This is a genomic window from Rhizobium sp. TRM96647, assembly GCF_025780115.1.
Taxonomy (GTDB): domain Bacteria; phylum Pseudomonadota; class Alphaproteobacteria; order Rhizobiales; family Rhizobiaceae; genus Mycoplana.
In genome coordinates this window covers 57978-84315 of the sequence record NZ_JAOXHF010000013.1, presented here as the reverse complement: position 1 = coordinate 84315, position 26338 = coordinate 57978, and the positions used below count along the sequence as shown (strand labels likewise).

At 59.9% G+C, this 26338-nt stretch carries 23 protein-coding genes, 9 pseudogenes and 1 riboswitch; of the genes and pseudogenes, 10 read left to right on the top strand and 22 right to left on the bottom strand.

All coding sequences use genetic code 11. The features are described 5' to 3' along the window. Positions 1–27 precede the first annotated feature (27 nt). Positions 28–504 carry an Hsp20 family protein gene (locus tag OCK02_RS21045; RefSeq protein WP_263814708.1) on the bottom strand — a complete coding sequence of 159 codons (477 nt, stop codon included), beginning with the start codon at positions 502–504 and terminating at the stop codon, positions 28–30. Between the two features lie 151 nt (positions 505–655). After that, positions 656–878: pseudogene (locus tag OCK02_RS21040) on the bottom strand (aspartate-semialdehyde dehydrogenase). Positions 879–1204: 326 nt separating this feature from the next. Between OCK02_RS21040 and OCK02_RS21035 the strand changes: the two are divergent. Next, positions 1205–1519 carry a co-chaperone GroES gene (locus OCK02_RS21035; protein WP_263814776.1) on the top strand — a complete coding sequence of 105 codons (315 nt, stop codon included), beginning with the start codon at positions 1205–1207 and terminating at the stop codon, positions 1517–1519. Positions 1520–1690: 171 nt separating this feature from the next. On the opposite strand, the gene OCK02_RS21030 is transcribed toward OCK02_RS21035, so the two are convergent. Both OCK02_RS21030 and OCK02_RS21025 read right to left on the bottom strand, forming a co-directional pair. Next, positions 1691–1915, bottom strand: a complete 225-nt coding sequence (locus OCK02_RS21030; RefSeq protein WP_263814775.1) for a hypothetical protein — start codon at positions 1913–1915, stop codon at positions 1691–1693. 122 nt (positions 1916–2037) lie between these two features. Continuing rightward, complete coding sequence (locus tag OCK02_RS21025) at positions 2038–2247, bottom strand: cold-shock protein (RefSeq protein WP_263814707.1); 210 nt, start codon at positions 2245–2247, stop codon at positions 2038–2040. Between the two features lie 388 nt (positions 2248–2635). On the opposite strand from OCK02_RS21025, the pseudogene OCK02_RS21020 reads away from it, so the two are divergent. Beyond that, positions 2636–3389: pseudogene (locus OCK02_RS21020) on the top strand (IS630 family transposase); the annotation flags it as partial. Here the strand turns inward: OCK02_RS21020 and OCK02_RS21015 are convergent. Then, positions 3350–3578 (bottom strand): annotated as a pseudogene (locus OCK02_RS21015) (ISNCY family transposase); the annotation flags it as partial. The pseudogenes OCK02_RS21020 and OCK02_RS21015 overlap by 40 nt on opposite strands. Before the next feature lie 92 nt (positions 3579–3670). Between OCK02_RS21015 and OCK02_RS26230 the strand changes: the two are divergent. Then, a pseudogene (locus OCK02_RS26230) lies at positions 3671–3781 on the top strand (IS6 family transposase); the annotation flags it as partial. 431 nt (positions 3782–4212) lie between these two features. On the opposite strand, the gene dhaL (OCK02_RS21010) reads toward OCK02_RS26230, so the two are convergent. From dhaL (OCK02_RS21010) to OCK02_RS20975, 8 genes are all read right to left on the bottom strand, one after another. Beyond that, complete coding sequence (dhaL, locus tag OCK02_RS21010; RefSeq protein ID WP_230809227.1) at positions 4213–4866, bottom strand: dihydroxyacetone kinase subunit DhaL; 654 nt, start codon at positions 4864–4866, stop codon at positions 4213–4215. An 11-nt stretch (positions 4867–4877) separates the two neighbouring features. Next, on the bottom strand, positions 4878–5870 hold the full coding sequence (locus OCK02_RS21005) for a dihydroxyacetone kinase subunit DhaK (protein WP_263814706.1): 993 nt from the start codon (positions 5868–5870) through the stop codon (positions 4878–4880). Between the two features lie 78 nt (positions 5871–5948). Next, a complete protein-coding gene (locus tag OCK02_RS21000; RefSeq protein ID WP_263814705.1) occupies positions 5949–6983 on the bottom strand; it encodes an ABC transporter permease in 1035 nt (344 codons plus the stop codon). 1 nt (position 6984) lies between these two features. Further along, positions 6985–8562 (bottom strand): sugar ABC transporter ATP-binding protein, encoded by a 1578-nt coding sequence (locus tag OCK02_RS20995; RefSeq protein ID WP_263814704.1) that lies wholly within the window; start codon positions 8560–8562, stop codon positions 6985–6987. A gap of 78 nt (positions 8563–8640) precedes the next feature. Beyond that, a complete protein-coding gene (locus tag OCK02_RS20990) occupies positions 8641–9642 on the bottom strand; it encodes a substrate-binding domain-containing protein (RefSeq protein ID WP_263814703.1) in 1002 nt (333 codons plus the stop codon). A 79-nt stretch (positions 9643–9721) separates the two neighbouring features. Beyond that, on the bottom strand, positions 9722–10738 hold the full coding sequence (locus OCK02_RS20985; RefSeq protein ID WP_412178880.1) for an ABC transporter permease: 1017 nt from the start codon (positions 10736–10738) through the stop codon (positions 9722–9724). A gap of 388 nt (positions 10739–11126) precedes the next feature. Then, positions 11127–11771, bottom strand: coding sequence for a dihydroxyacetone kinase subunit DhaL (gene dhaL, locus OCK02_RS20980; RefSeq protein WP_263814702.1), 645 nt, complete (start codon positions 11769–11771; stop codon positions 11127–11129). A 49-nt stretch (positions 11772–11820) separates the two neighbouring features. Further along, positions 11821–13860 (bottom strand): bifunctional sugar-binding transcriptional regulator/dihydroxyacetone kinase subunit DhaK, encoded by a 2040-nt coding sequence (locus OCK02_RS20975; protein WP_263814773.1) that lies wholly within the window; start codon positions 13858–13860, stop codon positions 11821–11823. A 613-nt stretch (positions 13861–14473) separates the two neighbouring features. Here OCK02_RS20975 and OCK02_RS26225 point away from each other — a divergent pair. Both OCK02_RS26225 and OCK02_RS20965 read left to right on the top strand, forming a co-directional pair. After that, complete coding sequence (locus OCK02_RS26225) at positions 14474–14758, top strand: DUF982 domain-containing protein (RefSeq protein ID WP_412178878.1); 285 nt, start codon at positions 14474–14476, stop codon at positions 14756–14758. A gap of 174 nt (positions 14759–14932) precedes the next feature. Continuing rightward, the gene (locus tag OCK02_RS20965) at positions 14933–16024 is read left to right on the top strand and encodes a YihY/virulence factor BrkB family protein (protein ID WP_263814701.1); all 1092 of its coding nucleotides are present in this window, start codon (positions 14933–14935) and stop codon (positions 16022–16024) included. Positions 16025–16150: 126 nt separating this feature from the next. Here OCK02_RS20965 and OCK02_RS20960 read toward each other — a convergent pair whose 3' ends face one another. Continuing rightward, positions 16151–16411, bottom strand: coding sequence for a hypothetical protein (locus OCK02_RS20960; RefSeq protein WP_263814700.1), 261 nt, complete (start codon positions 16409–16411; stop codon positions 16151–16153). Positions 16412–16549: 138 nt separating this feature from the next. Then, positions 16550–16666: riboswitch (TPP riboswitch) on the top strand. Positions 16667–16756: 90 nt separating this feature from the next. Here OCK02_RS20960 and thiC point away from each other — a divergent pair. Further along, a complete protein-coding gene (gene thiC, locus OCK02_RS20955) occupies positions 16757–18580 on the top strand; it encodes a phosphomethylpyrimidine synthase ThiC (protein WP_263814699.1) in 1824 nt (607 codons plus the stop codon). Between the two features lie 2 nt (positions 18581–18582). Beyond that, positions 18583–18753: a hypothetical protein gene (locus OCK02_RS20950; protein WP_263814784.1), complete on the top strand. Its 171-nt coding sequence runs from the start codon at positions 18583–18585 to the stop codon at positions 18751–18753. On the opposite strand, the pseudogene OCK02_RS20945 reads toward OCK02_RS20950, so the two are convergent. From OCK02_RS20945 to OCK02_RS20930, 4 genes and pseudogenes are all read right to left on the bottom strand, one after another. Then, a pseudogene (locus OCK02_RS20945) lies at positions 18685–18867 on the bottom strand (IS6 family transposase); the annotation flags it as partial. The gene OCK02_RS20950 and the pseudogene OCK02_RS20945 overlap by 69 nt on opposite strands. Before the next feature lie 192 nt (positions 18868–19059). Next, positions 19060–20295, bottom strand: coding sequence for a type II toxin-antitoxin system HipA family toxin (locus OCK02_RS20940; RefSeq protein ID WP_263814698.1), 1236 nt, complete (start codon positions 20293–20295; stop codon positions 19060–19062). Further along, positions 20288–20878, bottom strand: a complete 591-nt coding sequence (locus OCK02_RS20935) for a helix-turn-helix domain-containing protein (protein WP_412178877.1) — start codon at positions 20876–20878, stop codon at positions 20288–20290. Before OCK02_RS20935 ends, OCK02_RS20940 begins: the two co-directional genes overlap by 8 nt. A 192-nt stretch (positions 20879–21070) precedes the next feature. Further along, a complete protein-coding gene (locus tag OCK02_RS20930) occupies positions 21071–21784 on the bottom strand; it encodes an IS6 family transposase (RefSeq protein WP_263814772.1) in 714 nt (237 codons plus the stop codon). Positions 21785–21930: 146 nt separating this feature from the next. Between OCK02_RS20930 and OCK02_RS20925 the strand changes: the two are divergent. Together OCK02_RS20925 and OCK02_RS20920 are read left to right on the top strand one after the other, a co-directional pair. Then, a pseudogene (locus OCK02_RS20925) lies at positions 21931–22602 on the top strand (glutamine amidotransferase); the annotation flags it as partial. A gap of 26 nt (positions 22603–22628) precedes the next feature. After that, positions 22629–23507: a nitrilase family protein gene (locus OCK02_RS20920; RefSeq protein ID WP_263814696.1), complete on the top strand. Its 879-nt coding sequence runs from the start codon at positions 22629–22631 to the stop codon at positions 23505–23507. Positions 23508–23736: 229 nt separating this feature from the next. Here OCK02_RS20920 and OCK02_RS20915 read toward each other — a convergent pair. Beyond that, positions 23737–23868 (bottom strand): annotated as a pseudogene (locus OCK02_RS20915) (IS6 family transposase); the annotation flags it as partial. Positions 23869–23928: 60 nt separating this feature from the next. After that, a pseudogene (locus OCK02_RS20910) lies at positions 23929–24090 on the bottom strand (IS6 family transposase); the annotation flags it as partial. A 51-nt stretch (positions 24091–24141) separates the two neighbouring features. On the opposite strand from OCK02_RS20910, the pseudogene OCK02_RS20905 reads away from it, so the two are divergent. Beyond that, positions 24142–24255, top strand: a pseudogene (locus OCK02_RS20905) (IS30 family transposase); the annotation flags it as partial. A gap of 68 nt (positions 24256–24323) precedes the next feature. Here OCK02_RS20905 and OCK02_RS20900 read toward each other — a convergent pair. Next, positions 24324–25109, bottom strand: coding sequence for an SDR family oxidoreductase (locus OCK02_RS20900; RefSeq protein ID WP_263814695.1), 786 nt, complete (start codon positions 25107–25109; stop codon positions 24324–24326). A gap of 12 nt (positions 25110–25121) precedes the next feature. Beyond that, on the bottom strand, positions 25122–26276 hold the full coding sequence (locus OCK02_RS20895) for a glutamine amidotransferase-related protein (protein ID WP_263814694.1): 1155 nt from the start codon (positions 26274–26276) through the stop codon (positions 25122–25124). Positions 26277–26338 lie beyond the last annotated feature (62 nt).

The window sequence follows — 26338 nt, the reverse complement described above, 5'->3', positions numbered from 1 at the left end:
CGGCGCCCCGTTGCAAATGCATGATCGTTACGCGGCTTTCTTACCCTCGATCGGTGCGGGAGAGTCCAGCTTGCCGAGCGCAGGCGCGCTTTCGATCGGGATCTTGCGCGGCTTCATTTCCTCCGGAATCTCGCGGACGAGTCCGATCGTGAGAAGACCGTTGCTCAAGTCTGCACTGTCGACCTTGACATGGTCCGCAAGCTCGAAGCGATGCTCGAATGGCCGGGACGCGATGCCGCGATGCAGGTAACCCTCCGCCGGCCCGTCTTGTTTCCTGCCGGTCACAGTAAGCAGGTTTGACTGAAAAGTTAGGTCGAGATCGTCTCGCGAGAACCCCGCGATAGCAATCGCAATTCGATAGCTGTCATCGCCGGTCTTGACGATGTCGTAAGGCGGCCAGTCGCTGACTGAGCGCGCACGCTGCGCGTTTTCCAGCAAGTTGAACACACGGTCAAAGCCGATGCTCGACCGAAAGAGCGGCGCATAGTCATAGGATGTTGCCATAACCATATCCTCCTTGAAGCAACATGGGTACGGGGCGCCGAAAGACGGCGCTCCCAGCAAGGCCAGCCCTGATCCAGCGGCTAGCGGCAACCGATCTGGTTTGTCCTCAACTGACTTTCAAGGACATGATGCGAAATTTTTTGCGGCCAGTTCAATGCAGCCTGAACTCTCCTTCGACGCGCCGCCATTCGTTCGCGCCGATCAGGCGTCGGTGACTATTCGCACCGAGTGCAACGGCCCATCCAGTGACGTCTGCCAGACGTCCCAAAATTTGCGCATTTCGGGAAAATCCGGTGCCAGATCGTAGTCTGCCAGACATAGGTCTGAAGAACCGATTCGAAGTCGGGAAAACGATAAAGGATATGCGCAGTCAGGCCGTAGCCTTGGAGCTACCACTCGAGATCTGATGCAAACCGCAGGCTTTCATCTCCGTTGTACGACAACCGGATCATGCCGCCATCGTTCACGATCATCAACAAATTTCATCGTTGAATGTTAAATTTATCGCACCATCACAGCTTGTTAGCAGCAGGCGTGATCGAGTTCTGATTTTTTTCGGCCAACCTCTGGAAATAAAAGAATCGGAAATCCAGTTTTTCCGCGCAGGTCGCTCATGAGAGGTCCTGTACCCACCCGGACCGGTCATCCGGTCCGGCTCCGGGTGAACATCGTCATCACTGTTTGTCCATTGGAGGAAAGCATATCGTTCCGACCCTTTCACGATCGCATTCTCGTTCGCAGGGTTGAATCTGATGAAAAGACAAAGGGCGGGATCATCATTCCCGATACTGCAAAGGAAAAGCCGCAAGAGGGCGAAGTGATCGCCGTTGGCCCCGGTTCGCGTAGCGACGCAGGGCAGATCCCGCCGCTCGACGTCAAAATCGGCGACCGCATCCTCTTCGGCAAATGGTCTGGCACGGAGATCAAGATCGCCGGCGAGGATCTGCTGATCATGAAGGAAAGCGATGTGCTGGGCATCCTCGAAGGCCGAGCCGAGCAGAAGAAAGCGGCCTAAGCGGTCCACCCATCCAACCAGTCACATAGCTGCCTACTTAGAGTTAAAGAAATGGCTGCCAAAGACGTAAAGTTCAGCGCCGACGCCCGTGAACGCATGCTTGGGGTCGATGTGCTCGCAAATGCTGTGAAAGTGACCCTTGGGCCCGAGAAGAAGCTGTCGAATCTTCAATCAGCTGAATTTCGATCGTATGGCAAGCAGCGCGGATGTTGCGGAGATCCGGTCGGCTTGCTTCTTGGCGAGGCGCGCTTCGCGCAGCCTGATAGTCTTGGCGTCGCGCGCCTGGGCAACGGATTGGAGCTCTTCCGCCGCATTGTTCTTGGCAAAGAACTCCGTCTGGAGATTGCCGAAGGCCGCGTCGGCCTGCTGGCGGGATTTACTGTATGTCTCTGTCATGAATTTCCTCTACGTTGGCCATGAGACCAAAACGAAAAAGGCCAGGCGTATGCCTGGCCTCAAACTGATAGTTGCTTCCGGCAGTGCCAGTACATCCGTGGTCAAAGGGAAGCAGATATCGATTAAGCGAACTGCAGATTGCAGGCCGACATCTTGCCCGACTTCATGTCCCGCTCAAGTTCGAAGCCGATCTTCTGGCCTTCGACGAGCTCGCGCATACCGGCGCGCTCGACGGCCGAGATGTGAACGAAGGCGTCAGCGCCACCGTTGTCAGGCTGGATAAAGCCGAAGCCCTTGGTGGAATTGAACCATTTAACTGTGCCAGTGGTCATGATGGACCCTTTCAAAGCATAGAGTTGAGAAAACCGCGAAGCAGGTGCCACGCAGATGAAAACCGACTATTTTTGAAAGAGAAGTTCGCTTAGAACGCGGTGACAATCGCGTGGTAACCAAAGCTCGGCAAGCAAAAGATCGATGAGCCCTGTATATGGCACGGCAGCGAGTTGGTCAACGTTTAGTTTTCAAAGATCGCCATATTCGTCTTTTGGTTGTGGCGCTCTCGAAAGACCCGCGGTCGGCGGCGCTTTGGATCGATGGCCTTTATCGGACCGCCTCCGGGGCTTTATGCGCCCTAGAGCGTTCCCTGACTGATTGAATCGGGGGACTTTGCAAATCGGGCGCGTTCTGATTCAAGCTCTCCGCCGATGGAGGTCGGCAGAGATGTCGAAAGCGCTTTCCGTTGATCTTCGTACCCTGTACTTGCCGCTGTCGCCGGCGGGGCTACTCACGCCAAGCCGCCGAGCGATTTGGTGTGAGTGCCGGAGCGTAAGCCGTTGGCGCAACCTGCAAATCCGGCAGGGCAACGTTCGTCCCGGTCCGCTAGGCGGCGACCGCAATTCCCGCAAGACCGAAATCCAGGCTGATTTGATCATGGCGTGGCGAGAACAGGGATGGCACCTTGTTCGAGCTGCGCGATGCCCTCGCCGCGAAGGGCGCTTGTGTCAGCAAGTCGGCATTTCATCGGTTCCTTGTGCGGCACGATCAGACGCGTAAAAAAAGACAGGCCACGCGATAGAGCAAAGCCGCCCGGACATTCTGCAGCAGCGCCAGCGTTGGTTTGATGAGCAGCTCGATCTTGATCCGGCCCGCCTCGTCTTCATCGATGAAACATGGACCGCGACCAATATGGCGCGCACACACGGACGATGCACCAAAAGGAGAGCGGTTGCGGTTGGCAGTCCCGCACGGTCATCGCAAGACGACGACGCTGGTCGCCGGTCTGCGCAACACCGGAACGGTTGCGCCGCTGGTCGTCGATGGGTCGATTAATGGCGCGTGGTTCGAGGCCTATGTCGGCCAGGTGCTTGTCCCGACCTTGAAACCGGGTGACGTCGTCATTCTCGACAACCTTTCCAGCCACAAACGCCGGCGGCCGAAGCGCTGATCGAGGCCGCCGGTCTCGACATAGCGACCGACCAGACCACATGTCACTTCGGTCTCCGCCAGCATGATCCGCTTGCATTCAAGCGAAAACGTCAGTTGATCCGACAGAGCGCTGCTCGCGCTTACAAAGGATGTCCGTCAACCGATCCGGTGCCAGATTCATCGGCCGGTGCAGGTCGTCCGGTCGAGCAGGAATGATCGCAAAGCGCGCATTGCAGTGTCCTCCACGAAGTCCGGCGCGGTACAGATAGCGTCACTTGCCGCGGATCTTGACGTGAGTCTCGTCGATCCGGACCGAGCCGCCATGCGGTTGACGTCCGTGGGAAGGCACGCATTGTTGAGCGAACTTCCGGGATTGGACCATGCGCCCTTACCGAAGCTGTGGCCTTTCTCGCCCAGTATCTCGAACGTCAGACCGCCTGACAACGGAGTGCGTTGGGCGCTGCGGCAACGGGAGAAATCACGTTTGAAGAAGAGCGGAGCGGACGGTAGGCGCTCATCGCGGCCATAGCCTCGACCGGTTGCCTGACCTCGGTTACCTTCGCTTGCCCCTCCTTGCTGTTGAAACGTCCATGACAGCCGAGCAATTGAGCGGTACACTTTGATTATAATCTGCGGATCGATCGCCGAGACGACTCTCGCGGACGAAAGGCCGTTCCGCCCTATTTCAGCGTGATGGGAATCGCGTTCACACTTCGGCCGAAAACAGATGGAAATCCAAGATCGAATGAAGCTTATTCAATTTCGGGCACCATGTTTGCTCGACTGAGGATATTTCGCCGGAAAATTGTGGGGCGAAGCCAATTTCGCAGCAGTTGCTCCAAGCCTTGGCCCACCCCGCTTCCACGACAATGTTAACCAACAGCATCGACAAGACGCGTCTGGGCACCCACTGCCAATTCCTTCAAGATGATCGCACAGGACGTTGCGCCAGCGTCAAGGACACCGAGCGAACGTTCACCGAGTCGACTGGCACGGCCAATCTTTGCCACCAGGTTGATCGTCGAATCACGGCCCGTTTCCGCAGCCGCAACGAGAGCTTCCAGCGCCTTGTCGAATGGCCTTCCGTCTGCGGTCGCCTTGTCGAACGCTTCGACGGCTGGAACGAGTGTGTCGAGCAACGTCTTGTCGCCGACCTTGGCTGAGCCGATCGACTGGATACCCGCAAGCCCGGCATGCAGCATCTTGCTGTAGGCGGCCGCATCGATCTTGTCCGCGCCTTCGATCGTCTCGGCAAACTCGGTGAACATCACGCCGTAGAGCGGACCCATCGAACCGCCGATCTCGGTCATCAGTACAGTGCCGAGCGTATCGAGTGACTGCGCCAACGATGCGTCCTTGCCTTTCAGGCGCTCAGCCGCCATGCCGAACCCCTTGGCCATGTTGACGCCGTGATCACCATCGCCAATCTTACCGTCGATCTCACTCAAGTAGGCGCGGTTCTCGACGATCCGTTCGGCCATCGACCGCACGATCGAGCCGGCAGAGGCGTTGTCGAAAGTCTGCATTGTCTTCTCCCTCAAAGAATGATCGTGCAACGCGCCTCGACATCGAGCAGCGTTTTCAGTTCGTCATCGAGCGCCATCACGGTCAGCGTCGCGCCGACCATTTCCAGCGAGGTGAAATAGTTGCCGATCCAGACCTTGGCGATCTTGAGGCCACGCAACGCAATCTCGCTCTCGATCGTATCGTGCAGGATGTAGAGCTCGTTGAGCGGCGTGGCGCCGAGACCGGAAACGAGCACGGCGACTTCGGTGCCTGCGGGCAGGTCGTGGTCGTCGAGCACGATCTTGACCATGTCCTTGGCGACGGCATCGGCGGTCTTCAGCGACTCGACGCGAACGCCGGGTTCGCCGTGGTGGCCGATACCGACCTCCATCGTGCCGGGCTCGATCTGGAAGTTCGGATGACCGACCGCCGGCAGCGTGCAGGGACCGAGGCCGACGCCGATCGAACGGCAATTATCGATTGCCTTCTGTGCGGTCGCCCGCACCTCGTCCAGGCTTGCACCTTGCGCTGCTTTGGCACCACCGACCTTCCACATCAGGATTTCGCCGGCAACACCACGGCGCTTTTCCCGCTCTTCGGGCGGCGCCGAGCAGACGTCGTCATTGGCGACGACGGTCGCGACCTCGATACCATCCTTGGCGGCGAGCTTCGTCGCCATCTTCACGTTCATGTTATCGCCGGCATAGTTGCCATAGAGCACCACGACGCCCTTGCCGCCATGGGCTTCCTTGATTGCGTCGTAGAAGCTTTTTGCCGTCGGTGAGGAGAAGAGCTCGCCGACGGCAACGGCATCCAGCATGTTTCTGCCGGTATAGCCGATGAATGCCGGCTCGTGACCAGAGCCGCCACCGGTGACGACTCCAACCTTCCCGGCAACCGGTGCGTCCTTGGAGACGACAACTCGGGGATTTTCGGCGAGACGCACGATGTCGGAATGCGCCTTTACAAAACCCTTGACCGTGTCTTCGACCACAAGATCCGGGTCATTGATAAAACGCTGCATGATAACTCCTTCAGGGAAAACTGGAATGCTATGGTGCGACGGGAGCGTCGCCGTATCGGGTTCAGGCGATCCGACCGCTCATGCGCGCGGTTTGATGGAAAACAGCGCGCCGGCGCCGACGATGAAAAGGCCGAGGATCGCAAGCTGGGAGGTGCTGGGAATACCGACAAGGATCAGCACGTTGTTGACCAGCGTGATCAACACGACACCGAGCATCGTCCCGAGGACGGAACCGGAGCCGCCGGTAATGCGCGCACCGCCCAGCACCACAGCCGCGATGATCTCAAGTTCGGAACCGGCAAGATCGAACGGGTTGGCAAGGCGATTGCTGGCGACATGCATGATGCCGGCGATGCCCGCCAGAAGACCCGCATAGGCAAAGACGAAGATATGAACCTTGCGCAGGCTGTAGCCGAGACGCTCGGCGATGCCGGCATTTCCGCCGACGGCGTAGATGGCGCGACCCATCAACGTGCGGTTGAGAAGAAACCAGGTTACGATAACGGCAACGACGAGCACGAGGACATAGACCGGCATGGTCGATGTCGCACCATTGGCGCTCTGATGCTGGAACAGCGCCAGTTTGCCGAACGCATCCATCGACATCGGGATGTTCATGAAGAGAGCGGTGCCAATGAACGTAAGGAGGAAGCCGCGGATCACATATTGCGTGCCGATGGTGACGATCAAGGACGGCGCCTTCAGCGTGCTGACCAACAACCCGTTCGCCGCGCCGAGAAAGGCACCTCCGACGGCCGCGACGAGGAGGATCGGGAGGATAGGCATCTCGGGGAAACAGTTCGTCACCAGCATGGTAATGACATACATGACGAAGGCAGCGATCGCCGTGAACGAGACATCGAGGCCGCCGGCGGCGAGGACGACGAGAACGCCGAGTGCGAAGAGGCCACGAACAACGGTCGAGCGCGCCATGTCGAAAAGGTTCGATATCTGCCAGAAGTCCGGGTTGATCGACCCGACAACGACGCAGACAAGCGCGATCAGGATGGCGGTGACGGCCGGTGGATGACGAACGAACCAGCGCGTCACGCGGTTGAATGCGCTTTCGGCATGGGCACGGCTTGCGCCGATGTCGGAGGTGATTTCGGTCATGTCAGCGTTCCCCGCTGTTGTCTTCGGCGGTCATGGACCGGTAGAGTACGTCTTCCTCGAGGCCATCGGCATCGAACGTATCGGCAATGCGCCCCTTGCGCATGACCATGATGCGATCGCAGTTCTGCAAGAGTTCCGGCAGGTCGTCGCTGATGATGATGACGCTCATGCCCTCGCCAGCGAGCCGCTGGATGATGCGGAAGATCGTATCCTTGGAGCCGACATCGACGCCGACCGTCGGCCCGTGCAGGATGAGGAGTTTCGGCTCGATCGTCAGCCAGCGACCGATGAGAACACGTTGCGCATTGCCGCCTGAGAGGGAGGTAACGGGATTGTCGATATCGGGTGTCGCCACCTGCAGGTCGTCGATCGTCTTTTGCGCAAGCGCGCGGGCGCGACGGCCGTCGAGAAGGCCGAAGGCGCCGCGCAGCCTGTCGAGAACGGCCATGATGACGTTCTCGCGGATCGACTTTTCAAGAAAGAGGCCTTCGGAAAGACGATCCTCCGGCACATAACCGATGCCGGCATCGATCGCTTTTGCCGGAGAGGACAGGTCAGCGACGGAACCGGACAACGAAACGCTGCCGCGCCGTGCGGGGCTAATGCCGGCAAGCGCGAGCGCAAGCTCGTTGCGGCCGGAATCGAGCAGGCCGGTGACGCCGAAGACTTCGCCCCTGGCGACATCGAAGGACACGTCGTCGAAGCTGCGGGCGCCGAGGCTCTGGACCGACAGAAGTCGTTCGCCACTGTGCGGGGCCGAGCGATAACGCTTGTCGTCCAGTTCCCTGCCCGTCATCCAGAAACCGAGCTGCGTCTTGGATTGTTCGGCGACATCGCATTCGGTGATCTTCTGGCCGTCACGCATGATGATGGCAGTACCGCCGATCGCCTTGCACTCGTCGAGCTTGTGGGTGACGAAAAGGACCGAGACGCCGTTTTGCTGCATGCCCCGAACGACGCCGATGAGATTGTCGACCTCGCGGCGCGTCAGTGCCGTCGTCGGTTCGTCCATGATGACAAGACCGGCGTCCGACGCAATTGCCCGGGCGATCGCGATCAGCTGGCGCGTGGCGATCGGCAATTGCTCGACCGGCGTGGAGAGAAAGTAGGGATCGGTGGGCAGGCCGACAGCGCTTAACGCCTTGGCCGCGGTCTGGCGCAAAGTCTTGCGGTCGAGCGGACGCGCCAGGCTGCCGTTTGCGGCCACAAGCTGGCGCGTGAGTGCCACGTTTTCCTCGACGCTGAGATTGGGCAAAAGCGACAGATCCTGGTAGACCGTTTCGATGCCGGCAGCGAGGGCGCCGATGGGATCAAGACCGTCGACGCTCTTGCCATTGATGACGAGTTTACCGCCATCAGCCGGCTGCGCGCCGGAGATGATCTTGATTAGCGTGCTCTTGCCGCAGCCGTTCTCGCCCATCAGATGATAGGTCTTGCCGCGCTCGATCGTGAAGCTGACCCCTTTCAGCGCCTGCACACCGCCGAAACGCTTCTGCAGGTCCCTGACTTCCAGAAAGGGTATCGCGCTTGCCGCCGCGGTGGTGCCGGCTCGACTTTCGAGTGTGACGCTGTCTGCCATTGATCCCGTTCCGTTGATGCTGCGCGCCGGCGTCTTTTCCGCCGGCGCGTCTGCTTTCGTTAAGCGATCCGGAGGGGATCAGAAGGGGTACTGGCTGACGTTCGACTTGTCGACGTCGACCCAGGCTTCACCGACGACGATGATGCCATCGCCCGGGCCCTTCTTCACACTGACCTTGTTGTAGCCGGGAACGCCGAGGTCCATACCGTCAGTGATCTCCTTGCCCTGCAGCACGAGGTCGGCAACCTTGTTCATGACGTAACCCGCATCCTTCGGATCCCAGAAGGAGATGCTCTGGACAGCGCCGGATTCGAGATACTTTGCAGTGTCCTTCGGCAGGCCGAGGCCGACAACGCAGACCTTGCCGACGAGACCGGCCTCTTCGACCGCGCGGCCGATACCGATGACGTCGATGGCCGAACCGCCCTGGAAGCCTTTGATGTCCGGATACTTGCGCAGGATTTCGCGCGCTTTCTCATAGGCCTTGTTGGCGTCGTTGAAGGATTCGTTCTTTGCCGAAACCAGTTCCATTTCCGGATGCTTCTTGGCGTTCTCAGCGCCGCCGTCTGCCCACTGGACGTGCGTCAGGCTGCCGAGCGATCCGACGAAGGACGTCCACTTGCCCTTGTTCCCCATGCACTGGGCCAGGCGCTCATTGAAGCGCGCGCCGAATACGGCGTTGTCGAAGGCCTCGAGGTCGACCTGCGTGTTCTTCAGGCTGTCGCCTTCATGGGTAATGATCTTGATGCCACGGTTCATGGCGCGCTTGAAGACACCTTCCAGCGCCGACGGATCCATGGGAACGACGGCGATGGCGCTGACGTTCTTGGCGACGAGATCTTCGATCAGGCGGAGTTGCTGGGCGGAATCGGCCTTGGCCGGACCGACCTGACTCGTCGCGACGCCGGCATTGTCCGCGCCATAGGCAACGACACCCTGCTCCATGCGTGTGAACCAGTTCTCGCCGGTCACCTTGACGACGGTGACGATCGACGGCGCATCCTGTGCGACTACGGCCTGGGCTGCCAAAAGAGCGCCGATGGCGACCGTGCAGGCTGCTACTTTCCTAACAAAAGACATAAGCGTTTCCTCATTATCGTTGTTGCCCCGGAAAACGTACTGGCTGCGAGGGCGTAGCGCGGCCAGCAATGCCACGGGTTCACCTCCGCGAGGGAAGGAATGCCCGCAGATCGAACCGCGAAGTCGCAAGGAAGATCAGGAGCAGAAGGCCCCAGGCGCAATCACGGAAGAAGTTGGAAATGTCCAGGAAGTTGAAGAGGCTCGACAGCATTTGCAGCGCCGTGGCCGACAGCACCACGCAGATGACACGCCCATAGCCGCCTTCAGGGCGAACGCCGGCCATCACGACGATCAGGATGGCGATCAGGACGTAGGACGTGCCGTAGTCCCATTTCACACTCGACGTACGCGCCGCAATGATGATGCCGGCGATCGAGGCGAGGATGCCGCAGACCGTGTAGGTGAGAAACAGCATGCGACGCTGCGGAATGCCGGCATAGCGCGCCGCCTTTGCATTGCTCCCCATGAGGTAGAGCTTGAGCCCGAACGGCGTATAGCGCAGCACAATACCGAGGAGGACGGCGATTGCAATGAACAGCGCAAAGCACATCGGCACGCCGAAAACGGGCGTATTGCCGAAATTATCGAGCGGCTCGATGTAGCCGAGGCTGACGGCGGAACCATTGGTGATGACGACGGCGATGCCGGTGAAGAACAATTGCGTCCCGAGCGTGGCGATGATCGGGGTCAGGCCGACAAATGCGATGAGCGCACCGTTTATCATGCCGCCGACCAGACCGATCAACAGGGCAATACCGGCGAAAATCCACACGAAGGTCAGCGGCTGGTCATCGACCGAAACCCAGTCCCGCATCAAGAGATAGGAGGCGATTCCGGAGAGGTTGGCAAGCGCGATACCGGAAAGATCGATACCGCCATTGCCCGCAATCATCGCCAGCATGACACCGAGAGCCAGAAGCGCAAGCTCTGGAACCTGTGCCGACATAGACTGGAAATTGTAGAGGCTGAGAAACGTGTCGCCGGCAAAGATCACCGCAACCGCAACAACCAGGGCGTTTGCAACAACCAGAAAATTGAGCTGGCGATCTGACCACCTGACGAACAAAGCACTCCCTCCCGCGCAGCCGCAAGCCATTGGAACGAACGCGTCCCCAAACTTGCTCTCCGCCCTGATGGACGTGTCCACGCTTCCTGCGCGACGCTCCTTCCGTCCATCAACGAGAGGCACCGTATTAAAGCTTTTGACATATGTCGATAGATAATCGAAATTTGTAGAACTTTATGCAGTAGCGCATAGCAATAGCGCGTACGTGACGGACCTTTGTGGAAAGACGCGAACCCCGTTGCCGCACATGACAAGCGCTCGGGTCATTCGACTGGAATGGTCGCGCCCATCTTTGTCCGGAGGCGGCACGCCTCCATGGCGCTCCGATGCATCCCGCGTTCAAGTGGAATCACGTGAGCCGAACAGATGCTGTCGATTCAATAGATTAGAGAGATCCGCTCGACTGAACGCGCAGCGCTCAAGGCTCGTCGAACGTGTCCCTCATTGCCGCGATGATGATCACGGCCGACGCGGCGCCGGGGTCGATATGACCAAGCGATCGTTCGCCCAACCTGAGGGCTCGCCCACGGGCGGCCACCATCGATTTGGTGGATTCACATCCGATCTCGGCCGCCTGAAGGATTTTCTCCCACATCTCGGCAGGAGCCGCATTGCGCTCTCGTGCATCCTGCGCGGCCTCCGCGGCGGGAATCCACGCATCCAGCATGGTCTTGTCGCCACGGTCGCCCTTTCCCCTTCGCTTGATACCCGCCTTGAACGCCTCGACAATACCGGCCTGCTCGCTGGCACCCAAGGCCGCCTTTCCGGAAAGCACCTGTGCGGCATCTATAAATGCCGTCGCATAAAGGGGACCGGTGGATGCTCCGACGGAATCGAGGAAGGTTGATGCGGCGATCTGGAAAATTTCCGAAGGAGGCAGGGTTTCGCAATCAGTGCCCGAAAGACGACGGGTTACGGCGGAGAACCCGCGCGCCATCGTGATACCGTGATCCGCATCACCGATCGCGCCGTCCAGTTCCGACAGTCTGCCCTTTTCCTCGCTGATTGCTGCGGAAATACGCTGAAACATGGCCATGATCTGCTGCGTGCCGTTCGCGTTCATCTCGCTTCCTCCAGATCTGTTCCTGAACTCTCCATCCTCGCAGACGCAGCTACACAATTCTTAACGCTGCAGTGTCGCAAGGATGACGAAGAAGTTCGGTGAGTTGGCCATCCAGATGCATGACCGAGATCGAGGCGCCAACCATATCGAGCGAAGTGCAATAGTGTCCGATCCAGTTCGCCTCTATCCTGACCCCGCGCGCGGACAGGCGCTGCCTGACACGGCGAAACAGGATGTAAAGTTCCATAAGGGGCGTGCCGCCAAAGGAATTGACGAGCACTGCCACACTGTCGCCCCTTGCAGGATTCATTTCCGCGAATATCTGATCCATGATCCCGTCGACAATCGCATCCGCTGGCGCCATACTTTGCCGGGTCACACCGCGCTCCCCGTGTATCCCCATGCCGATTTCCATGTCGTCAGGACCGATCTCGAAATTGTGACGGTGCGTCTGCGGCATGGAACACGGCTCGAGCGCCACACCCATCGTAAACGTTCGGGCATTAGCGTGGCGCGTGACCATCTCGCATTCGGAGAGACTGAGACCGCGTTCGCAGGCAGCACCGGCGACCTTGAAGATGAAAAAGTTTCCCGCAACGCCGCGCCTGCCTTCACGATCCTCGATCGAGGACGATGCAATATCGTCGGTCGTCAGAACCGTTCGCACCTCGATGCCTTCGCCTTGCGCCATCTCGGCAGCCATCTCGAAGTTCATCACGTCACCGGCATAGTTGCCGTAGACGAACAGTACGCCTTCACCGCCATCGGCGGCGCGTGCGCAGTCGAGGATAGGTCCAGGCGGAGGAGACGAGAAAACGTTGCCTATGGCGACGGCGTCGGCGAGTCCCTGGCCGACATAGCCGAAAAAGCAGGGCTCGTGACCGCAGCCGCCGCCGATCACCAGTCCGACCTTCCCGCGACGCGGGCCGTTTCTGGCGATCAGAGAGCGCTGGGAACCACCGATCGGCATGACGTGAGAGGCGTGCGCCGCGACGAGACCCTCGAGCATTTCCTCGACAACCTCGTCCGCATCGTTAAGGAATTTCTTGACATGGCTTCGCATTCCCATTGCTTGCGAGGTGTCATCCTGCGACCGCGTCCGCACTTGCCTCGCGGTGACCGGTCGCACACCTTCTGCACTCAGGATTGCCGCTCCCGTCGCTGCGTCGGTGATCAATACGGTGACGTAGCCGCCCCGCAACGCGGCCAGTATTGCAGGGACCTTGTCATATCCGCCCGCCACGGCAATGCGAACATCGATGGCCTTGAGTGTATCGAGATCGATCCCGATCGTCCGCTCATCGAGCGGCCCGTTGACTGGCATACCCTGGCCGTCGAGAAAGCGTCCCGCCACAACACCGACCGCGCTCTTGGAGAGGTATTCCTGGATCGAAACCGATTCGAAGAATCCACTTGTATGGATCGTGGAGTTCGGCCGCAGCGAGGAAATGCCAAAGATGATTTTGTTCGCCGCCTGCAGAACCTGAAACTGATCCGCGATCAGCGGCTCCTGCATTATAATGCTGTAGGTTTCCCGGCTCTTGACCAGAGCCGGCGCGGTGATGTTGACGAGACGTCCGTTGATCGCGGTCGCCATCGCTGCTGCGCAAAGCTCCGGCGTATATGCAAAGTTCGCCCTCGTCCCGCCCGTCGCCTGAACAACGGTTACATCCTGCACATTGGAAACCGTCTGTTCCGCGATCGCCAGTACGGTGCGTCCCCATGCAACGGCAATCGTGTCGCCGGACTTCACAATCCTGGAAAGCGCCTGTCCGCCTGCAGCGCCGAGCCGGTCGATCAGCGAGCGGGCACCATCGTCGCTCGGAACCACGAGGCAGTCGCCAAGACCGAAATGCCGCTTCAATTCCTGCGCCAGATGCAGCGAACTCAGCCGCGCTGGCTCCAGCGATATATTGACGATGCCACGGCTGCGTGCGTCGGCCAGATAGGTGTTCACCGTCGCGCGCGAGATTCCCATGATATCGGCGACCTCGCCCTGCGTGCGGCCGTCTTCATAGTAGAGCCAGCACGCCCAGACATAGGGGTCGTCGCCAAACCGCAACGGCATAGGAGAAGGGGTATCGGCCATATCGACCTGGTTGTCCGATGCCTTCCTCGCAAGCAATTTTTTACTGGCCATGACGCCTCTGCCCATTCTGTATCGGTGTGCAAAATGGAGCGAACAGAGGAGCATTGCAATCGCGTCTTTCAGGCAGAAGGCGCTGACGACGCCGTGTCGCTCGACGAAGACCACTGCGCGTTCGAGGACGGCAATCGCGCCTGCCTTCTTCTCGTCGGGCAGGATTTCGGCATAGGCGAGCCGCTTCCCAGCCGAGGCCCCTGCCGCAGGCCCTGCGATTGCTCTGGTCGCGCCGGTCGCCGATGATGCGATGGCCGACGCCGTCCAGCCTATCGAGCTTCTTGCTGTCGATGTGGTTTTCCCGCTCGTAGCGGATGACCGGCGCAACCGGGTCGAGAGCCTTCAGCCGGCCCGAAGACGTTCGATCATCAGCATTCGACTGTGATGGGTGGTTTCGGCATTCTCATGCAAGTCCATCCGGGCCTCCTGGAGAAAGAGGTGTCGTGTCGCAACAACAACCTCCCATCCAAGCCCCGGACGGACAACCACTATAGCAACGACCACTTGAGGAACTAAATCACAGAAACCGCGTTGGCCTTCCCGCCCAAGCAAGGAGGATGCTATGGGAGAGATACTATCCGTCGACCTCGGGACGCAGTGGTCCGTGCCTGTCTGTATAGACACCCCGGCCCGTCTGCTCACAGTCGTAAAGTCGCCAAAGGATGCCCTAAGGATTATGACACATACGTGGATGCCTGAGGCCCGAGGAGAGAAATACTTCTCGGCCAAGCGCGCTTGCATTGCCGCAATGTGCGGAACTGGAAGCTCTGAGAGTGCCCGTTACAAATTTATTGCGGCTTGTCGGGAGGCGAAGATCCGCTTCCGCGAAATCCCTGCTGATGGCTGATGTCATTGGGACCCTTCGTTGACGGCAAGCCACTGAAACGCCGACACGGTATGATCCCCTCGCACTCCCCTCGCTGGCGGCAGGGAGATATGCCGCCTGGCCCTCATCCATCCACGACATTGCATCGATTCTTGTCCCCATGCGTTGAGCTCTCAGTGGTCAACGGAGGCAAGAATGGCACGAAGACATGGTGGTCCGAGCAGCAAAGCAATTTTCACATTGTTCGGCTTGGTCTTTCTGGCTGGCGCAGTCGTATTGAGCCGACAGGAAAGGGAGCAGCTGTCCACCATTGACAGGGAGGAGGAGCATGCTCAGGTGGCAGACGGTCGCGGCCGGCTGGCGCAGACCCCTACAGATATTCCCCCTCGAGGCCTACGCGACGTCTTCTGGAGAGTGGTTGAATCGGTGTCGAATGACCGGGTTACAATGGTGGCAGCGGGCGTGACCTTCTACCTCCTGCTCGCACTCTTTCCTGCGCTCACGGCAATCGTTTCGCTTTATGGATTGCTGGCAGATCCGACAGAGATGACCGGACATGTCCGAGATATGGCCAGCGTCTTGCCCGCGGATGCATTCGCGGTCTTCTCCGATCAGCTGCGGTCGCTCGTTGAAAGCCGCGAGAGTGCGTTGGGCGCAGCATTCATCATCGGACTGCTTGTTGCGTTGTGGAGCGCGCACAATGGCACCCTGGCCATGTTCGATGCGATGAATGTCGCTTACGGCGAAGTCGAGAAGCGCAGCCTGCTCTGGCTTAACCTCATTGCACTGTCGTTCACACTTGGCGCTCTGTTGGCCGCGGTTGCCGTCATAGGAGCAGTTGCCGTTATGCCAGTCGTGATGGCGCACATCTGGCTTGATCCCCTGAAGGAAGACCTCGCGCTTCTGGCGCGATGGCCGTTGCTCTTATTGCTGGTTTTCATGGCACTGACAGCAATCTATCGATTCGGCCCCAGCCGGGAGCCAGCCAAACTACGGTGGCTCACCTGGGGCGCGGCTGGGTCCACGTGCGCTTGGATGCTGATGACGCTGGGATTCTCCTGGTACCTTAACAACGTCGCAGACTACAATGCCACCTACGGTGCGCTTGGCGGGCTCATCGGCTTCCTGATTTGGACGTGGCTTTCTGTCGCTATCGTCCTCGTCGGCGCGGAATTGAACGCAGAACTCGAGCATCAGACCATCTGCGATTCGACGACCGGAAAACCCCGGCCGCTCGGTGCTAGGGGAGCGTATGTTGCAGACCATGTGGGAAAGGGGGAGGACTAGCCAACGACGCGGCATCGGCCGGGTAATCGCGGAGCGTTTCGCGGCGGAGGGCGCGACTGTCGCTATCACCTACAATGCGAGCAGCGGGGGCGCTGAGGAAGCGGTGGCAGCTCAGCATTCGCTGAACTACCGCTCGCTATCGTTGGCCAACAAGAGTTCGGTATGCGTCGTTTGCCACAGCCCCAGATAGTCGCCGCCCACATGCCGGGCTTGTGTCGTCGGCTCCTCGCTGGCGGCACAGACGCCGAGCTGCGGATAGGCGATCCTGCCGCTCTCGACCGAAATGCCCGTCGCACCGAAGTGAAACGAGAACTGACGATAGGCCACCGCCGATTCCATGGAGCTGTACTTTTCGCTGGAAGGCGACACCCTCTGTCGTTTCGTCAATGCTGCATTGCTCCTCCCGCGCATCCCTAAACTGTCTTTGCGGAACTCCCAATCTGATTAGTGCTTGGTGTGGTCAATATTAGTCAGACGCAATTTGTCGGCAAGGTTGACCAACCGATGCGCTTGGCATAGCTTTTCGCCATTGACCAGGGGGGTCCCGACAAGGGGCTGAGATACTGCTGGCTCTCGCAGCGCAGTGACCCGTTGAACCTGATCCAGTTCATACTGGCGTAGGGACGGTGCAAGCGCTGTGACAGGAATCCGTAAGCCCGGATTCCGCGTCTGGTGTCTTTCCATCATTCCGGCTCTGGGACTGGGTCTCCAAACTGAACTTGGAGCCTCACGATGAATATTGCCACCCAGAAACTCACCCCAATCGTCACGACGGGCGCCCTGCCCGCCTCGCTCAAGATCCACATTGCCGGTAACCAGTATCCCGACATTCGCGTACCGATGCGCGAGATTTCCCTGCACCCGACGTCGGGTGAACCGCCCGTCATTGTCTACGACGCCTCGGGCCCATATACGGACCCTAACTACGTGGTCGCCATCGATACTGGGCTGCCGCGGCTGCGCGAAAGCTGGATTATCGCCCGCCATGACACCGAAGTCTATGAGGGCCGCCACATCCGCCCGGAGGATAACGACTTCGCCAACGGAGAACGGCTGACGCCGGAATTTCCGGTGCGCAACCAGCCGCGTCGCGCGAAGGATGGTAAGGCCGTGACGCAGCTCGCCTATGCCCGCGCCGGCATCGTCACCCCGGAAATGGAATTCATCGCTGTTCGGGAAAATCTCGGTCGCAAGGCCGCCAAAGAGACGCTTGCCGGTGACGGCGAAAGCTTTGGCGCGCACATCCCCAATTTCGTGACGCCGGAGTTCGTGCGCGGTGAGGTCGCGAGCGGTCGTGCCGTTATCCCTGCGAACATGAACCATCCGGAAGCCGAGCCGATGATCATCGGCCGGAATTTCCTCGTAAAGATCAACGCCAACATCGGCAACTCCGCCGTCACCTCCTCCATGGCCGAGGAGGTGGAAAAGATGGTCTGGGCGATCCGCTGGGGTGCGGACACCGTCATGGATTTGTCGACCGGCCGCAACATCCACAATATCCGTGAATGGATCATCCGCAATTCGCCTGTTCCGATCGGCACCGTGCCACTCTACCAGGCGCTGGAGAAGGTGAATGGCATCGCCGAAGACCTGACCTGGGAAGTCTATCGCGACACGCTGATCGAGCAGGCGGAGCAGGGTGTCGACTATTTCACCATCCATGCCGGCGTGCGGCTCCACTATATCCCTCTCACCGTCAACCGCGTCACCGGCATCGTCTCGCGCGGCGGTTCGATCATGGCCAAGTGGTGCTTGCACCACCACCGCGAAAGCTTCCTCTACGAGCATTTCGAGGAGATCTGCGACATTTGCCGCGCCTATGACGTCTCCTTCTCGCTCGGCGACGGTCTGCGCCCGGGCTCGATCGCCGATGCCAACGACGCCGCGCAGTTCGCCGAACTGGAAACGCTCGGCGAGTTGACGCAGATCGCCTGGGCGAAGGACTGCCAGGTGATGATCGAGGGCCCCGGCCATGTGCCGATGCACAAGATCAAAGAGAACATGGACAAGCAGCTTGCGACTTGCGGCGAGGCCCCGTTCTACACGCTAGGCCCGCTGACGACGGACATCGCCCCAGGCTACGACCACATCACGTCGGGCATCGGCGCGGCCATGATCGGCTGGTTTGGCACGGCCATGCTCTGTTACGTCACGCCGAAGGAACATCTCGGCCTGCCGGACCGCAACGACGTGAAGGTGGGCGTCATTACCTACAAGATCGCGGCGCACGCCGCCGACCTTGCCAAGGGCCACCCGGCAGCGAAGATCCGCGACGACGCGCTCTCGCGCGCGCGCTTCGAATTCCGCTGGGAAGACCAGTTCAATCTCTCGCTCGATCCGGAGACCGCCCGTTCCTTCCACGACGAGACGCTGCCGAAGGAGGCGCACAAGGTCGCGCATTTCTGCTCCATGTGCGGGCCGAAATTCTGTTCCATGCGGATCTCGCACGATATCCGAGCCGAGGCGCAGAAGGAGGGATTGGAAGCCATGGCAGCAAAATACCGCGAAGGCGGCGACCTCTACATGCCGCTCGCAGATACACCGGCGGGAGAATGACAATGCGCACCCTCGTCAAGGGAGCCGGCATCGCCGGCCCCACCATCGCCTGGCAGCTCTATCGCCACAATTTCGACGTGATCATGCAGGCTGGCGGCGCCTTATGCCGCACCGAATTTGCAACCCCATCGGCGGATGGTTTCGTAAGATACGACAATGCTGCGCTCCAGTAGCATTTCCTCCACCAGACGAAGGCTCAGCGGGAATCGGAAACACAGCCACACCGCATGGGCAATGATCTGTAGTGAAAAACGGCGGTGCTTGTAGCTGATCGTCGACGAACTCATCTGCGTCCGGTTAGTCGTCAACCACTAAGCGACCGGCAACGTGACAACGCCGGTAGCGGTGGTCCATGACCTTGCCGATGGGGAAGTGGTTCCAAAATTCACATTGATCCAGTAGCGAAAAACCCCGGAAAATGCACCCTATATAGATTCATCCTTGGCGGTGGGGCATCTTCTTCCGATGATGACCTTTTTCTAGGTAGCTTCAGTGAATTCCCGATAAAGCTCGATTGTGGGCAGATGTGCATCGATCGTCTCGCGCACCTTCGCGGCCATTGGCAGGTTGTTTTTCTCGTTTTTCCACACATCCATAAACTGTCCGACCGTCTCGCGTGCTGTGTCGAGGACCAGCTTTTCAGACAGCGCCGACTTGGCGGCCAAATGTGCAAGCTCGTCCTTCGATAGCTCCGCCATTCTTTTCGTGCGTGAAAAGTTAAGCGCGGCCGTATCCTCTCCCTCGATATAGGGGATGGTCGATAGCAGATCGTAAGCCGGCGAGAGCGCAGGAGTACGGCGATCGGGGTAGATCAGCGACCAGTTCTTCAGATGCATGTCGCCATTGCCGATCAGTGTGCTGAAGACCAAGCGGCGGACGAATTCCGCCACGTCGGCCGTGCTCGTCTCGATGCCGAGGACGCGGGCGATCATCCGGTAATTGCCCTTGCTGTACTTGTCATCCGGCTTCACACCGAACACCTGCGCAAAATCCTCGATATGCAACAGACCCTCCGGCGTACGGTCGAAACGCCTAATGGCGAGAGCCTGCCCGTGCAGTTCGCCCAACCCCTGTGGCAGGCCGCTCACCGCATTCACCTCGACCAGCTGGATCTCCGGTACGTCCATGCCCATCATACCGGCGATGGTCATCATGGAAAATTCGTTCTCCGGCACGCCGCTGTACTGCTGGGAGGGCAGCTTCACAATCCATGATCCACCTGTACCCTCGGCCGGAATAGTCAGGCCGCCTCCCTTCGTGGTGTTCTTGAAGGCCGAGAATTTCAGCTGCACACCCGCCAACGAAAAGCGCAATGCATTCGGTCGCGCTGCGACAGAAGCCTGCTCGTCATGGGGCGGCAGGTCATCACCCTCGGTGGGATGGACCGTCACTGCACCGGGCAGATCGCGACCGAGCATCCAGAGCAGGAAGAATTCCCGCGTCTGTTTTACGCCAGCACGCTCAGCGAGGTATTTTCGCAGCGGCCCCTCCGGCAACAGGTTCGAGAAGAAGGGTGGGACCACTATATTATATGGCCGAAACTTCGTAATCAGGGCGCCAAACGGGTCCTTGAAGGACAAGCTGAGTGTCGGCCGCTTTTCGTTTTCGATATAGTCCTCGTTGAATGCGAAGATGCTTCGCCCGTCCTGCAGGTTCGTCAGAGTCGCGACCTGTTCTCCGTTTAGCCTGACATCGAGCACCGTGACCTTAGGCATCATCGTCCTCCTCATCCAGCGCGTAAGCCGAGCGCGGGATTGCGTTATCACGGTCGCGATGGACCGCGGCGTTGCGCAGTTGTCTTATCTCGCGAGCGATCGCACCCATTTCCTGACGTGACATCTTGTCGGTCTGAGAATTTTCAAGGTGGTTGGCTGCCCGCCTGAGGATGTCCAGCTCGTCGGGGGTCAGTGGCAGATGGCGTAGGAGACCCAGGCTATCCTTGAACGCGTTCGCGTCGGCACTCGTCCCGACCCCATACCCGTACTGCGCTGACCATCGCTCGAGACGCCTGACCAGTTTGCGTTGGTCAGATGTAAGGACGTCATTCGACACCGAGCTACTATCGAGGATGTTTCGGATCGCCGGCATCAGCTTTTTCGGCGCAAGGATGATCTCGAGGTCGAGCGCCCGCGCCACATCCACCAGACTGCCGAGCCCAGGCTCCATTGTACCCCGCTCGATCTGGGAAATATGGCTCTGCGTCAGTCCTGAACGAGCGCTTAGCTCACGCTGGCTTATTTTCTGTCCTTCCCGGGCAGCGCGTAACTGCTGTGTTATATGCTCTGTTTTATATGCCACGATCATAATCCTATATCGCATAAAAGGATATATGCAGGATAATATATAGCTAATTTGTTATGTCAGCGCAACATTGATATACAAACCTGTATCGCTTACTTTGCATATACATAATAATATATCACTCAAGCAATGGTGACGGTAGCGTCGCCTTAAGCTGGGAGAGGGCACGCTCTTGCATCGAGCCAGCCTTCACGCGTTGATTAACATCGTGATCTGCCGCCATGTTTTGATGGCGTGGGAGCGAAGCTTTCGATGATCTGCGGCGGTGAGATGTTTGCGGTGAAGAAGGAAGAGATGGACGATCTGGCCATGGGTCGAGACGAAACGCTGGCATTGCCTTTCTGACTTGAAGCGCATCATATGCCGTTCCCGTCGTCTTACGGAAGGGGCGAATTCTCGGCTCGGTTGTTGATGCCTTTGTGCGAACGATGCTCGACACCCGGCATCAATTCGGCCTTCGCGGAAGAGTAAGACCGCAGCTTGTCGGTGACCATCACCCATGGGGGTGGTACCCTGACCCTTGAGCAGCTTGCGCATCGGCCGCAGGGCTGCACGCTTGTTTCTCCGACTTTGCCGTACGGCATCGAAGACGTCGCCGTGGACATCGGCGGCGTGCCGCAACCAGTATTTGTTTCCTTTGATCGTCACCACCATCTCATCAAGCTGCCACTTGTCAGTGAAGTGACCGCGTGAACGTCGCCGAAGCTGGTCAGCGAATTTGAGACCGAACTTCGCCGACCATTCAGAGACGGTCTGGATCGAAACGTCGATGCCGCGTTCGGCAAGCAGGTCTTCAACATCGCAAAAGTTGGGCGGAAACCGGTAACAAAGCCACACCGCATGGGCGATGATCTCGGCGGGAAAGCGGTGGCGTTTATAGCGAGTGGGCGAGATTTCGGTCATTGCCACCCGACACTACCCTCCGTAGCGTCTCTCGCTCGCCTGTATCGAGCCACCAATTTGAAGGCCCTTGACGGGCGGGCCGATTTCTTCGAGCTTAGCGGTGGCTTTGCTCTTCTTGCTTCGCGAAGAGCTGTCTATGCCAAATCGGTGCTGACGAGCTGCTCACTGCGCTGAAGGGCGGTCCGCTCGACGTGCGCTTCATGCCTTCGCACGAGGCGCAGGCGGCGTTCCCGCAGTCGCTCGAGGCGATGCAGGAATACGACGCCATCGTCTTGTCCGATATCGGTGCCAACACGCTGCTTCTCCATCCCGACACCTGGATCAAGTCGAAGCCGACGCCGAACCGTCTCCGCCTGCTGCGCGACTATGTGCGCGAAGGCGGGGCACTGCTCATGTATGGCGGCTACTACAGCTTCCAGGGCATCAACGGTGGCGCGCGCTACCACAAGACACCGATCGAAGACGTGCTGCCGGTTTCGTGCCTGCCGGTAGATGACCGCGTCGAGGTGCCGGAAAGCTTCCTCCCAGTCGTTGCGGGACCGTCCGACCATCCGATCCTTGCCGGTCTCGGCAAGGAATGGCCGATGCTGCTCGGCTTCAACGAGGTCGTGCTCAAGGACGGTGCGGATGTGCTTGCCACCGTTTCCACCGACTACGGCTCGCTGCCGCTGCTCGTATCAGGCACTTACGGCAAGGGCCGTACGGTCGTCTGGACATCGGATGTCGGGCCGCACTGGCTACCCCCGGAATTCATCGCCTGGAACGGCTACAAGAGGCTCTTCGAGCAGCAGGTCCTCTGGGCGATCGGCCGCGACTAACCCTCACTCCAACCGGCAGGTGCTTCGTGACCAAACGCGTGAAGGAAGCCGCTCTCAAGGTGGCCAGCATCCAGATGGAACCGGTCTTCGGAAAGACGGCCGAAAACGTCGCCCGATCCGTCGCACTTCTCGAGGAGGCGGCTGGGAAGGGAGCGAAGCTCGCGGTCCTGCCGGAACTCTGCAACACCGGTTATGTCTTCGAAAGCCGCGAGGAACTGCGTGCGCTCGCCGAGGAGATACCGGTAGGTCCGTCCACAGTGGCATGGATCGAGGCGGCACGCCGCCTCGACATGCATATCGTCGCCGGCATAACCGAGCGCGACGGCGAGGTCTTCTACAACTCGGCCGTCATCGTCGGCCCGTCGGGCTATGTCGGGTGCTACCGCAAGGTTCATCTCTGGGGCGAGGAAGCTCTTTATTTCACGCCCGGCGATCTGGGCTTCCTTGTCTTCGATACACCGGTGGGAAAGATTGGCCGTCAGATCTGCTACGACTGCTGGTTCCCGGAAAGCTTCCGCCTGGCGGCACTGCAAGGCGCCGAGTTGATGTGCGTGCCGACCAACTGGGTGCCGATCCCCGGTCAGGATCCCAAACGCGAGGCGATGGCCAACATCCTCGTCATGGCCGCCGCACACAGCAATTCGCTCTTCATCGTCGCTGCCGACCGTGTCGGCGTCGAGCGAGACCAGTCCTTTATCGGCCAGAGCTTGATCGTCAGCCATACGGGCTGGCCGGCTGCTGGCCCCGCGAGCTATGACACAGAAGAAGTTCTCGTCGCCGAGGTAAACCTCGCCGACGCCCGCCGTAAGCGTAACTGGAACGAGTTTAACCAGGTTCTCAGAGACAGGCGGATAGACGTTTACGAACGGATGCTGGGTACTGGCTACAAGCCGGGCTGGTACTAGCGCTCATGGATAAAGGGTATCCATTTGACTGGGTTTGTGCCCTTGGGGCATCTGTGATTGCCCCTTAGAATGCAAGCAAATTTTGATTTCATGGGGTGTAGTGGAGGGTGATGTCAGGTTAACCGGCGATGAAGCTGTTGGCTGATATTCGGTGGCCAGAAATTCGCCCCTTCAATGACCCGTGCACGAGCGCCCGATTGCGCGGATGCGATGAATGTGGGTGGCAAGGGATGCCGCGCTCGAGCAACATTTCCTCCACCAGCCGCAAACTCAATGGGAACCGGAAACAAAGCCACACGGCGTGGGCAATGATCTGCAGTGGAAAACGGTGCGTCTTGTAGCTGATGGCCGACAACTTCATGGCGCCGGAGGCGGTACGTCCTGGCAGCGCCGAAGCGGATGACACGTGGCGGCCAGCCGCCCAGCAGCGGATCGTTTCATAGGAAACGATGATGCCACGCTCCAGCAGCATCTCTTCCACCAGACGCAGGCTCAGCTGAAATCGAAACTAGAGCCAGACCGCATGGGCGATCACAGCGGGTGGGAAACGATGACGCTTAGAACTGACAGTGGCCCGGCTCAGGACCGCCAACTACCAGTCGACAATTCATCGCCGGTTAACCTGAAATCACCCCTGATGGAGATCTGCCACCGGCGGAACGCGACGCCACGCAAATGCCTCGGCCACAAGACGCCGGCCGAGGTCTTTCGCCAGAAGCTGCTCGCGCAGATGCGGTCGGGAGGATAGCATCACCAAGCCCGCAAGTCTCGGCTTGAGCTCGCAAGCCGCGAACGGCTCTTTTTGTCGATTGCCGGTTAAAAGCTCCGGAGCATCCCGCCGTCGACGCGCAGGCTCGTGCCGGTTATGTAGCTCGCAGGACCCGAGCACAGGAAGGTCGCGGCGGCGGCGAATTCCTCCGGGGTGCCGTACCGACCGACCGGGATTGTTGCGCGCGAGGCGGCGGCCACTTCGTCCGAGGTCTTGCCAGTGCGCTTGGCCGCGGCGGCGTCGAGCTGGTCGACACGATCCGTGTGGATGCGGCCGGGGATGAGGCCGTTCACGGTGACGCCGTCGGCGGCGACTTCGCTGGCGAGCGTCTTCGCCCAGCCAACGAGAGAGAGGCGAAGCGTGTTTGAGAGGCCGAGATTGGGGATCGGCTGGACGACGCCGGACGACAGCAGGACGAGGATGCGGCCGAATTTCTGCTCGCGCATATGCGGCAGGAGCGCCGTCGCAATGCGGATCGGGGCTTCCACCATGGCGCGAAACTGCAGGGCAAGCGTGTCCGCATCAACGGTCGCCATGGCGCCAGGCGGCGGGCCGCCGCCGTTGAGGATGAGAATGTCCGGCGGCGCGCCCGCCTTGAGTGTGGTGATCGGGCCCTCAACGGCAGAGGTGTCGGCTAGATCGGCGACGAGCGTCGAGATCTGACCTTTTGCTGAGGCGGCGATCGCCGACCGCACCGGCTCCAGTTTTTCGGCCGACCGCCCCCCGAGGATGACATTCGCGCCTTCAGTCGCGAGGTTTTCGGCGATGGCGCGGCCGAGGCCGCCCGTGGCACCGAGCACGAACGCGGTGCGGTTTTCGAGTTGAAGATTCATGTCAGCCTCCTGTCAGGCCCGCTTGGCGCGGGCGTCTTTCATGGTCGCGGCCACGAAGGCCTTGATGAGGGGATGGGGTGCGCCCTGGCGGGAGCCAAGTTCTGGATGGCCCTGCATGCCCATGTAGAAGCCCTCATCGGCCTCGATCGCATCGGCGATGTCTTGCCCCGGCAGGCCGCCAAGGGCGACGATGCGAACGCCGACGGTCGCAAGCCCTTCGTGCAGCGCGGGCGCGAGACGGAAGCGATGGTTGCAGGCAATGTCGGTTTCGGGGCCAAGCAGACCGGCGAGGCGGCTGCCTTTCGCCGTCGTCGCCGTCTTCAGGCCCAGACGGTGTTCGCCGGTTTCGATGCGCACAAAACTGTGGCGGGCCGCGGTCGGGGCGGCTTCTGCCATGTCGGTGTCGGTCCAGCCGGGTAGCGCACGAGCTGCCGCTGTCGACATGCTTTGCATGCCGAGGCAGAGCCCGACGATCGGCCGTCCAACCAAACGCGCGGCTTGCGCAAGGGCGACCTGGCCTGCGACGGCGGACATTTCGGAGCCGCCGGGAAGAAGTACGCCGTCGATGCCTTCGAGTGGGTCCTTTGGCAGATGGCGAGGGTCGAGATAGCGGATTTCGCTGCCGGGCGCTGCAACTTCGATCGCATCGACGAGGGCTGCGAGCGGTGCCGGGCAGGTATCGAGAAACTGGCGCTCGGGGCCGGCGATCGCGAAGACGAGGCCGGACGGAGATGCAGGGTCCGGCGCTTTCGGGAGGACGCGGCCATGACGATCGCGCCAGCCGATCACCCTACCTGTCCCGTCGACGAACCGATCGTTTGCCAACGTGACGACGATCTCTTCAGCGCCGGATGCGATCAGCGCTGCGATGGCGTTCGGATCGGCGAGGAAGGCGGAATGGAACGGCACCACGGCCGGGCCGCTGCCGTCATAGTCCGAAAGCTGGCGCGCCTGCCGGCCGGTCAAGCGATCGACCCAGATGAGGCCGCTCGGGATGAGCGCGCCTTCGTCAGCCACATGCTGGACGGCGTCCGGGTAACGATCGAGATTGAAGGTTGCCGCCGGCGAGAAGACTTCTGCCCCCCGCTCGGCGGCGATGAGCGCGGCAGCAGCGCCAAATAGCGCCGGATGCTCGATTTCATGGCGGACGACGACGATGTTGGCCATGGATACTCTCGCAGGGAAAACGGCGGATAGATGCATTACTGATAAGAAACTGTACAATCAGT